At 75.9% G+C, this 9,033-nt stretch carries 11 protein-coding genes; 5 read left to right on the top strand and 6 right to left on the bottom strand.

The features are described from left to right. The first annotated feature begins 144 nt into the window (after positions 1-144). Positions 145-1,164, top strand: coding sequence for a 3,4-dihydroxy-2-butanone-4-phosphate synthase (locus LCD33_RS25380; protein ID WP_224965809.1), 1,020 nt, complete (start codon positions 145-147; stop codon positions 1,162-1,164). On the opposite strand, the gene LCD33_RS25375 is transcribed toward LCD33_RS25380, so the two are convergent. Further along, positions 1,161-1,664 carry a molybdopterin-binding protein gene (locus LCD33_RS25375; RefSeq protein WP_224965810.1) on the bottom strand — a complete coding sequence of 168 codons (504 nt, stop codon included), beginning with the start codon at positions 1,662-1,664 and terminating at the stop codon, positions 1,161-1,163. The two genes, LCD33_RS25380 and LCD33_RS25375, sit on opposite strands and share 4 nt — an antisense overlap. Before the next feature lie 119 nt (positions 1,665-1,783). Beyond that, entirely contained in the window at positions 1,784-1,960 is a 177-nt protein-coding gene (locus tag LCD33_RS25370) for a hypothetical protein (RefSeq protein ID WP_224957612.1), read from the bottom strand. A 171-nt stretch (positions 1,961-2,131) separates the two neighbouring features. On the opposite strand from LCD33_RS25370, the gene LCD33_RS25365 reads away from it, so the two are divergent. Continuing rightward, complete coding sequence (locus LCD33_RS25365) at positions 2,132-2,788, top strand: NAD(P)-dependent oxidoreductase (protein WP_224965811.1); 657 nt, start codon at positions 2,132-2,134, stop codon at positions 2,786-2,788. Position 2,789: 1 nt separating this feature from the next. Here the strand turns inward: LCD33_RS25365 and LCD33_RS25360 are convergent, their stop codons facing one another. After that, positions 2,790-4,013, bottom strand: a complete 1,224-nt coding sequence (locus LCD33_RS25360; RefSeq protein ID WP_255613930.1) for an MFS transporter — start codon at positions 4,011-4,013, stop codon at positions 2,790-2,792. A 269-nt stretch (positions 4,014-4,282) separates the two neighbouring features. On the opposite strand from LCD33_RS25360, the gene LCD33_RS25355 reads away from it, so the two are divergent. After that, positions 4,283-4,537 carry a hypothetical protein gene (locus tag LCD33_RS25355; protein WP_224965813.1) on the top strand — a complete coding sequence of 85 codons (255 nt, stop codon included), beginning with the start codon at positions 4,283-4,285 and terminating at the stop codon, positions 4,535-4,537. Here LCD33_RS25355 and LCD33_RS25350 read toward each other — a convergent pair. After that, the gene (locus LCD33_RS25350; RefSeq protein ID WP_224957616.1) at positions 4,498-5,073 is read right to left on the bottom strand and encodes a M15 family metallopeptidase; all 576 of its coding nucleotides are present in this window, start codon (positions 5,071-5,073) and stop codon (positions 4,498-4,500) included. The two genes, LCD33_RS25355 and LCD33_RS25350, sit on opposite strands and share 40 nt — an antisense overlap. An 86-nt stretch (positions 5,074-5,159) precedes the next feature. Here LCD33_RS25350 and LCD33_RS25345 point away from each other — a divergent pair, with 86 nt between their 5' ends. Both LCD33_RS25345 and LCD33_RS25340 read left to right on the top strand, forming a co-directional pair. Beyond that, the gene (locus LCD33_RS25345; protein WP_224965814.1) at positions 5,160-5,837 is read left to right on the top strand and encodes a response regulator transcription factor; all 678 of its coding nucleotides are present in this window, start codon (positions 5,160-5,162) and stop codon (positions 5,835-5,837) included. A 10-nt stretch (positions 5,838-5,847) separates the two neighbouring features. Beyond that, positions 5,848-6,915 carry a HAMP domain-containing sensor histidine kinase gene (locus LCD33_RS25340; RefSeq protein WP_255617786.1) on the top strand — a complete coding sequence of 356 codons (1,068 nt, stop codon included), beginning with the start codon at positions 5,848-5,850 and terminating at the stop codon, positions 6,913-6,915. 48 nt (positions 6,916-6,963) lie between these two features. On the opposite strand, the gene LCD33_RS25335 is transcribed toward LCD33_RS25340, so the two are convergent. Next, positions 6,964-7,836: a sucrase ferredoxin gene (locus LCD33_RS25335; RefSeq protein ID WP_224957638.1), complete on the bottom strand. Its 873-nt coding sequence runs from the start codon at positions 7,834-7,836 to the stop codon at positions 6,964-6,966. Next, the coding region (locus LCD33_RS25330; RefSeq protein ID WP_255617785.1) for a cupin domain-containing protein at positions 7,833-9,033 on the bottom strand (1,201 nt) is incomplete at its 5' end. The genes LCD33_RS25330 and LCD33_RS25335, both read right to left, overlap by 4 nt.

The raw sequence follows: 9,033 nt of genomic DNA, 5'->3' as shown, positions 1-9,033 counted from the left end.
CCCGGCGGCGGCGCCCCCCCCCCCCCCCCCCCCCCCCCCCCCCCCCCCCCCCCCCCCCGCCCGCCCCCCCCCCCCCCCCCCCCCCCCCCCCACTTCCGGTACGCGGTCCGATGTGGACGGACCGGGTCGCAGCGAGGAGGAAGCATGACCACCACCACCGCCGACGCCGGCCCGGCGGCACCGGCCCGGCCCGCCGACCCGGTGGCCACCGCGCTCGGCGAGCTCGCCGCGGGGCGGGCCGTCGTGGTGCTCGACGACACCGGGCAGGAGGACGCCGCGCACCTCGTGCTCGCCGCCGAACACGCCACGCCGCCGCTGGTCGCGTTCGCGGTCCGGCACACCTCCGGCCTGCTCCGCGCGGCGATCGACGCCGGGCGCGCCGACGCGCTGCGGCTGCCGCCGATGACCCGGGCCGGGGTGCGTCCCGGCGGCGCGGTTCCCTCGGTGGCGGTGGACGCGGTCCGCGGCGTGGGCACCGGGATCTCGGCGGCCGACCGGGCGCGCACCATCGCGGCGCTCGCCGATCCGCGCACCGGGCCGGACGACCTGGCGCGGCCCGGCCACGTGGTCCCGCTGCGGGTGGACGCCGGGGGCGTGCTCGGCCACCGGGGGCCCGCGGAGGCCGCCGCCGACCTGGCCGCGCTCGCCGGTCTGCACCGCGCGGTCGCGTTCGGCGAGCTCGTCGGCCTGGACGACCCGACCCGCTTGGCGGGGGCGGCCGAAGCCCGGCTGTTCGCGCTGGAGCACGAGCTGGCGGTGGTGTCCGTCGACGAGGTCGCCGAGCACCGGATGCGGCGGGACGGCCTGGTCGAGCGGGGCGCGGAAGCGCGGTTGCCGCTGCCCGCCGGGACGTTCCGCGCCGTCGGCTACCGCGCCCGCGACGGTCGGGAGCACTTGGCGCTGGTGCGCGGCACGCCGCGGGGCGCGTCGCCGGTGCACGTCCACCGGGAGTGCGCCCTCGGCGAGGTCGCGGCCGGGCTGCACTGCACCTGCCGCGCCGAGCTGGACGCGGCGCTGGCGGCCGTGGCCGGGCGGGACGACGGCGTGGTCGTGCTGCTGCGCGCGGGCGGGCGCGCCGGGTCCTGCGGTTCGCCCACCGGGGCGCGGGAGGCGCGGGAACTGGAACTCGTCGCCGAGGCGATCCTCACCGACCTGCGCGGCTAGGGCGCGGTCACCAGGTCCTCGGCCGGGGCGATGTTCAGCAGCCGCAACCGGCAGACCTGGCGCACGTAGCGGCTGGCGCGGCCGTCGCACGGCATCACCAGCGTCGGCCGGGCGAGCGTCCGCCCGTTGTAGCGGGTGGCCAGCAGCGCCGAGCACGCCCCGAACTCGGGGTCGACCTCGGCCAGCGACAGCACCACCTGGAACCCGTCCTCGGAGGTCGCGAGCACCACCACGTTGAGCAGCCCCATCTTGTGCCGGTCGTCCAGCCGGGGTGCCGCCTCGACGAGCACTTCGTGCAGCGGGACCCCGCGCACCAGGTGCACCTGATCGCAGCGCCGGGTGCGGTAGTGCACCTGGCGCTGCACGGTGGCCCGCGCGTCCAGCTCGGCGGTGTCGAGCACCAGGTCGCCGCCCACGTCCCCGGTGATCAGCAGCTGTCCCGGGGACAGGGCCGCCCGCTGCTCCGGGATCCGCGGCCGAGCGTGCGCAGGCGGTTCCATGCGCTTCACGTTAGGACGGGTCCGGTCGCCCCCACATCGCCCGAACGGGCGAGCTGGAGATCCGCGGAAGCGGAGGGAACCCGCCTGAGATACCGCAGGTGCGGGCCCGAACACGCGGATCACCGGATTTCGCGGCAACCGTGCGAGCGGCCCGCCTGCCCGGCGCGCCGGGCGAGCGGGCACAGCAGCACCGCCGGGTCCCGCAGCACCGACCGCCGGCCGCGGCGGCCGTCGTCGTGCCGGGCGGCGACCGCGGCGGTCTCCGCGTCGGAGGTCGCGGTCCCGCCGCTGAGCATCCGCGGCGATGCCGGTGGCGCGCGTGGCCGGTGGCTCGTCGGCTCCGCAGCTGACAGGAGGACCGGCCGTGCGCGGACCGGCCCGGTTCTCGGAAACGGTCCGGTCGGGGCGCTCATCGGGGCATGATGGCTCGGTGAGAGAGCGATGCCCCCACGAGTTCGGAGCGAGCCATGCAGATCGTCGTCCTCGGCGCGACCGGGCGGACCGGCGGCGCCGCCGTCGAGCACGCCCTCGACCGCGGGTACGGGGTGACCGCGTACGCGCGGAACCCCGACGCAATCACCCCGCGCCCCGGGCTGGCGGTCGTCGGGGGAGCGGTCGACGACGTCCCGGCGATGACGGCGGCCTTCGCCGGGCACGACGCCGTCGTCTCCTGCCTCGGCGCCCGCGTCGGAGCGGGATACCTGTGGCACGGCACCGATTTCCAGCGGCGCAGCCTGCCGCGGATCCTCGACGCGATCGAAGCGGCCGCGGTGCCGCGGTTCGTGCTGCTGTCCTCGCTCGGCATCGGCGACACCGCCCGGAAGCAGTCGTTCGTGCCGCGGCTGTTCGCCCGCACCCTCGCGAAGCGGCTGTTCGACGACAAGCTCGCCGCCGAGCGGGACCTGCCGCGGTGCGCGGCGGACTGGACCGCGGTCTACCCGGTGACGTTGAAGTCCGGCCCGGCCGACGAGGACCGCGAGCTCGCCCCGCTGGACGAGGTGACCGCGGTCCCCGGCAGGCCGGTGCTGACCTTCGCCACCGTCGCGGCCGCCCTGATCGACCTGGTGCCGGAGCAGGGTGGTCCGCGGCGGCTCGTCCTCACCGCGCGCGGGGCCTGGCGCTGACCTACTTCTCGGCGCGCTGGACTTGCGCGTCGCCTTCGCCGGTGCTCAGGACGGGTTCGATGGTGCCGCGGCGGCCGCTCGTCTCGGGCGCGGCGAACCAGGCGGCCAGCGCCAGCACCGCGGTCAGCCCGGTCACCGCGAACGCGGCCCGGTAGGAGATGAGGTCGGCGAGCACCCCGGTGACCAGCGGGCCGAGGATCGACCCGACGTCCGCGCTCATCTGGAACGCGGCCAGCACCGGCCCGCCCTTGCCCTTCGCGCCGACGAGGTCGGCGACGGCCGCGTTCTGCGCCGGGTTCAGCAGCCCCGCGCCGACCCCGGCGACCAGCGACACCGCCAGGAACACCGGCACCGAACCGCTGAAGCCCAGCGCCGCGGTGCCGAGCCCCGACACGGCCAGCCCGACGAGCACCAGCGGTTTCCGGCCGTGCAGGTCGGAGAGCCGCCCGGACACCATGATCACGGCGGCGTTGCCGACGGCGAACACCGACAGCGCCACGCCACCCATCGCCTGCGTGGAGCGCAGCGCTTCGACGACGAACAGCGGGATCAGCGCGATCCGCACCCCGTACACCGCCCAGCCCATGCTGAAGTTCGACAGCATCGCCGCCCGGTAGGTGCGCGAGCGCAGCGCTTCCCGGACCGTCATCGCCGGGACGTCGTCCCTCACCGGCGCCGCCAGCGTCGACTTCCGCAGCAGCAGCCAGCCGATGAACGCGGCGAGGAACAGCGCCGCCCCGTAGGTCAGGAACGGCATCCGCAGCGAGAAGCCCACCATGACGCTGCCGATGATCGGCCCGGAGATGTTGCCCAGCAGGAAGCTCGTCGCCCACAGCCCGGACGCGCGCCCGCGCTGCTGCGGCGGCGCGAGCCGCACCAGCAGCGCCACCACCGAGACGGTGAACATGGTGGAGCCGATGCCGCCGAGCGCGCGGAACACCAGCAGCTGCCAGTACGAGGTGGCGAACGCGCAGGCCGCGCTGCTGACGCCGACGATGCTGATGCCCCACACGTAGATCGGCCGCTCGCCGAACCAGGCGACGAGCCGCCCGCTGGCAGGGGCGAAGGCCAGGCGCATGAACGCGAACGCGCTGACGATGAACGACGCCGCCGTCACGCCCACGTCGAAGGAGGTCGCGAAGGCCGGCAGCGCGGGCGAGACGATGCCCATGCCGATCGCGACGATGAAGCTGCCGCCGACCAGGATCCAGATCTCGCGGGGCAACCGGGTTCCACTGCCGGGACCGCCCGACGCCTGGCTCGACGACTCACCTGACACCACTGCCTCGCTTCCGCTGGATGATCCGGTCTTCCCGGCCAAGAGGGCTCAACCGCGCCCGGGGCCAGAGCATTCCCAGCAGGTGGTGGGCCCTTGACAACTCGCGCCGGACGCGTCGACGTCCGGTTGTGGATCCACGAGGGTGATCTGGCGTGGCGGCCCGGAGGCCGACCGGGTGATCCGCGGGTCGGAGCCGGTGGAGATCGGGCCCGGGCGTGATCGCGCACCCGTTCCCCAGCCCGGGGACGGCGCTGTTCCTCGCCGAGCTGCCGGGGCACGGCCCGCACCACCGGCTCCCGGCGGTGGAGATGCGCGAGCGGATGCGGGCGTTGGCGCGGCGGGCGGCGCGCTTCGACGAACCGGAGCGCGAGGACTACGGCGCGGTCCGCTACGAGCGGGGGCGGCCCGCCCCGCCGGCCGGGACGGGCCGTCACGGGCGGATCCGCGGGTCCTCGGTGGGGTCGGTGTAGGGCTGCGGACAACCCTCGGTGATGGCCAGCGGGCGGAGTTCGAAGTGCCACGGCTCGTTGGCGTAGATCTGGCAGAGCCCGTGGTCGTCACCGTGTCGGACCAGCCAGTCCGAGGCGTCGTACGGACCGATGTCCACGGCCTGGCCGGACACGTGCGCGGAGGTCTCGGCGGTGGCGACCCAGCGCGCGGCCTCGGCGCGGGAACCGTAGGTGGTGACGGCGTCCTGCAACATCCGTTCCTGGAGGCCCGGTGATCGCCAGCCGCTGTTGACGCGGAACCGCAGTCCCTCGTCCTCGGCCTCGGTCGCGGCGGCCCGCAGCGCCTCCAGCAGGTCCTCGTCGAGCTTCGCGACGGCGGGTTCGGCGTCGTCGAACACCGACACCTCCCGGTCGTCGGGGATCGCGCCGTCCTCGGCGGTGGGTTCGCCGCGCAGCGCGGGAGAAGCGGCGATCGTCACGGCGACGCCGAGGGCGCCGAGCAGCGCGACGGCGGAGGCGGTGGTGATCCGGTTCCGGAGGTGCGGTGTCGTGGTCATGCCACCAGCGAAGACCCCGCGCCGTTGCCACCGCGTATTCGTTTTCGCATACGCCGGCGATACGTCCGCCGAACTAGCATTCCCCCATGCGAGTGCTGATCGTCGAGGACGAGCGCTACCTGGCCGAGGCGATCCGGGACGGCCTGCGGCTGGAGGCGATCGCCGCCGACATGGCCGGGGACGGCGACACCGCGCTGGAGCTGCTGCAGGTCAACTCCTACGATCTCGCGGTCCTCGACCGGGACGTCCCCGGCCCGTCCGGGGACGACGTGGCGCGGTGGATCGTCGGCTCGGGCAGCGGGCTCCCCATCCTGATGCTCACCGCCGCGGATCGGTTGCACGACAAGGAGACCGGCTTCGAACTCGGCGCCGACGACTACCTGACGAAACCGTTCGCGCTGCGGGAGCTGGTGCTGCGGCTGCGCGCGCTGGACCGCAGGCGGGAGCGGTCCCGGCCGCCGGTGCGGGAGATCGCGGGGCTGCGGCTGGACCCGTTCCGGCGCGAGGTGTTCCGCGACGGCAGGCACGTCGCGCTCACCCGCAAGCAGTTCGCGGTGCTGGAGGTCCTCGTCGGCGCGGAGGGCGGCGTGGTCAGCGCGGAGGAGCTGCTGGCGCGGGCCTGGGACGAGAACGCCGACCCGTTCACCAACGCGGTCCGCATCACGGTGTCCGCGCTGCGCAAACGGCTCGGCGAACCGTGGCTGATCACGACCGTCCCCGGCGTCGGCTACCGGATCGAGGCCGCGGTGAACGACCGTGGCTAGGCGCCCCGGGATGAGCACCCGGTTCAAGCTGGCCGTGAGCTACGCCGGGTTCCTCGTCGTCGCGAGCGCCCTGCTGCTCGCCGTGGTGTGGGTGTTCCTGCTGCGCTACGTCCCGGAGCAGGTGAACACGCCGGGCGGTTTCGTGCCGGGACGCCGGGACCTGGTGCGCGCGTTCGCCCCGAAGGCGGCGCTGGTGCTGCTGGCGGTGCTGATGTTCGGCCTGGTCGGCGGCTGGTTCCTCGCCGGGCGAATGCTCGCGCCGCTGCACCGGATCGGCGCGGCCGCGCGGCTGGCGGCGGACGGTTCGCTCTCGCACCGGATCCGGTTGCCTGGTCGGCGGGACGAGTTCCGGGACCTCGCCGACGTCTTCGACGCCATGCTCGCGCAGCTGGAGGCGCACACCGCGGAGCAGCGGCGGTTCGCCGCGAACGCCTCGCACGAGCTGCGCACCCCGCTGGCGATCTCGCGGACGCTGCTCGACGTGGCCAGCCACGACCCGGATCCGGACGTGGACGCGCTCGTCACCCGGCTGCGGCAGGTCAACACCAGGGCGGTGGAGCTGACGGAGGCCCTGCTGCTGCTCGCCCGCGCCGACCGGGGTTCCTTCAGCAGCGAACCGGTCGACCTGTCGCTGCTGGTGGACGAGGCGGTCGAGACGTCGCTGCCGCTGGCCGAGCGGCGCGGTGTCGAGCTCGACGCGGGCGGGGACGCGGCGTGGGCGTCCGGTTCGGCGGCGCTGCTGCTGCCGATGGTGACGAACCTCGTGCAGAACGCGATCGTGCACAACCTGCCCGGCGGGGGTGCGGTGCGGGTGCGCACCGAGGCGCGGCCGGACGTCGCGGTGCTGCTGGTCGAGAACACCGGCGCGGTCCTCCCGCCGGAGGTGGTGGGGACGTTGACCGAGCCGTTCCAGCGCGGTGCGGAGCGGGTGCGCGACGACGAGCACGCGGGCGTCGGGCTCGGCCTGGCGATCGTGCGCAGCGTCGTGCGCGCGCACGACGGGATCCTCGACGTGGTGCCCCGGCCCGGTGGTGGTCTCCGCATCACCGCCGAACTGCCCGCGGCGCGCCCGAGCTGACCCGCCCGGTCTCCGGCCGCGGACCGGGCCGGAAGCGGAGTCCGGCGGTCAGCCGCGCAGGTCGAGGAGGTCGAACACGCGCATCCGGCCGGGTGCGGTGGCCGCGCAGGTCAACGGTCTCCCGGTGGCGACCCACCGCTCGCGCAGCCGCACCGCGACGTCCGGATCGGCGAGTTCCACCCGCCAGCCGGCGTCCCCGTCGGGTTCGACGGCGACGGGCCGCAGCTCGTCCACGCCGGTCGCCCCGGTGGCGGCCCGCGCGTGGTGCTGCGCGGCCTGCGCGGCCGGGGGCAGCGAGGTGCGGCCGCGCACCCAGCGGGCGTCGAGGTTCCCGGCGGCGTAGTCGCGCGCGGCCCCGACCGCGTCCACCGCCGGGATGCCGCCGAGCGCGTAGCCGTGCGGCAGCAGCACCAGCGCTGGCGCGAACCGGCAGCCGCCGAGGTGGCTGCACTCCCACGTGCCGCCGGGCGCCGCCGCGGCGAGGGCCGCGGCCACCGGCCGGCCGCGCACCGCGCAGCAGGTGTCGTGCCTGCCGTGCGCGCACACCAGGTTCAGCGGCCCCGCGACGGGTTCGCCGGGTGCGTCCACCGCGTCGACCAGTTCGGCGGCCGAGGCGACCGCGCCGCCCCGGACGGATTCGCGTCCCGGCCGGGAGTCCACCCGGAACCAGCGGCGGACCGCTCCGCTCGCGTTGCGCCCGGGCCGGCGCACCAGCAGCACGCGCGCGCCCGCGTCGGCGGCCCACCCGGTGATCGCGGTGACGACGGCCGGGTCGAGCCCGGACCCGGTGAGCGCGTCCCGCCCCCACGGCCCGGGGTGTTCGAGGAGGAACCACCGCTGCGCGGGCGGCGCCGATCCCTCCAGCGGGTCGCCCGCGGCCTCGGCGACGAAGGAGCAGCGCGGCCAGTGGTGCCCGGTCACGGGAGGGCCGCGGGGACGAGCACGCCCTCCCGCAGCAGCCTGCGGACCAGCACCACCTGATCGGCCTCGTCCAGCCCGGGCAGCTCGCCCACCCGGAACGTGCCGCCGGTGAGCAGTTCGCGCACGGCGTCCGCGGTGTCCGCGGGCAGCGCGAGCCGCCGGTCCGGCAGCTCCAGCACCACCTCGTCCGCGCCGTCGACGACCCGGTGGCGCAGCCCGGCGCGCCGCCGCACGACGTCCCCGGCCGCCAGCCCGCCGGCGAACTCGGCGGTGGCGACCGGCCGCACCGGTTCGGGACGTCCGCCGGACCAGACCCGGCCGCGGACGCGGCGCGCGACGTCGTCGGCGGGCACGTCCCGCAACGCGCGGGTGAGCGCCGTGCGCACCGCGTCGAGGTGCGGGGCGAGCTCCGCGGGGTCGGCGACGTCGATGCCCAGCGGCAGCGAGGCCCGCAGCTCCGGGTCCCGCGCGCAGAGCGCGGTCAGCGCCTCCACCAGCGCGAACCTGGTCAGCACGTGCACGCCCACCGTCAGGTGCGCCGACACGTCGCCGAGCGCGGTCGCGGCGTGCAGCCAGCCGCGCGGCAGGTACATCGCGTCGCCCGGCTCCAGCACCGCGTCGATCTCCGGAGCCTCGTCGCGCGCGCGTGCGGCGACGGCCGAGGCGTGGGCGTTCCACGGCTGGTCGCGCAGCGGGTCCGGGTGCACGGGCGCGTGCACCGTCCAGTGCTTGCGCCCGGCGAGCTGCAGCACGAACACGTCGTGCACGTCGTAGTGGGCGGCGAACCCGCGGGAGGACGGCGGCGTCACGTACGCGTTGGCCTGCACCGGGTGGCCGAGTTCCGCGGCGAGGTCGGTGGTGAGGTCGATGACGCCGGACCAGGTCCGGTGCAGCGCCTGCAGCACCACGGTGGTCCCCTCGGCGAACAGCGCGGCGACCTGGTCGTCGCGCACCTGGTCGCCGATCTCGGCGCCCACCCCGCCTGGCCCGGTGAACGATCCGGAGTCGACGACCTCGCCCTGCTTGGCGAGGCGCAGGAACGGGGTGCGCAGCCCGCGGCGGGAGAGCAGTTCGTCGACACCGTCGAGGTCGAGCACGTCCCGGAACGAGTCCGGGTCGGCGCCGCGCCGCAGCAGCGGTTCGCGGCCCCAGTGCCGCCGGGCGAACGCGTCCACGTCGGGCCCCACGACGCGGGAG

The sequence above is a fragment of the Saccharopolyspora sp. 7B genome (assembly GCF_020177435.1).
In the GTDB taxonomy this organism is placed as follows: Bacteria; Actinomycetota; Actinomycetes; order Mycobacteriales; family Pseudonocardiaceae; genus Saccharopolyspora_C; species Saccharopolyspora_C gregorii.
The sequence above is the reverse complement of the archived record's forward strand: the minus strand, read 5'-3'. Positions and strand labels throughout refer to the sequence as shown.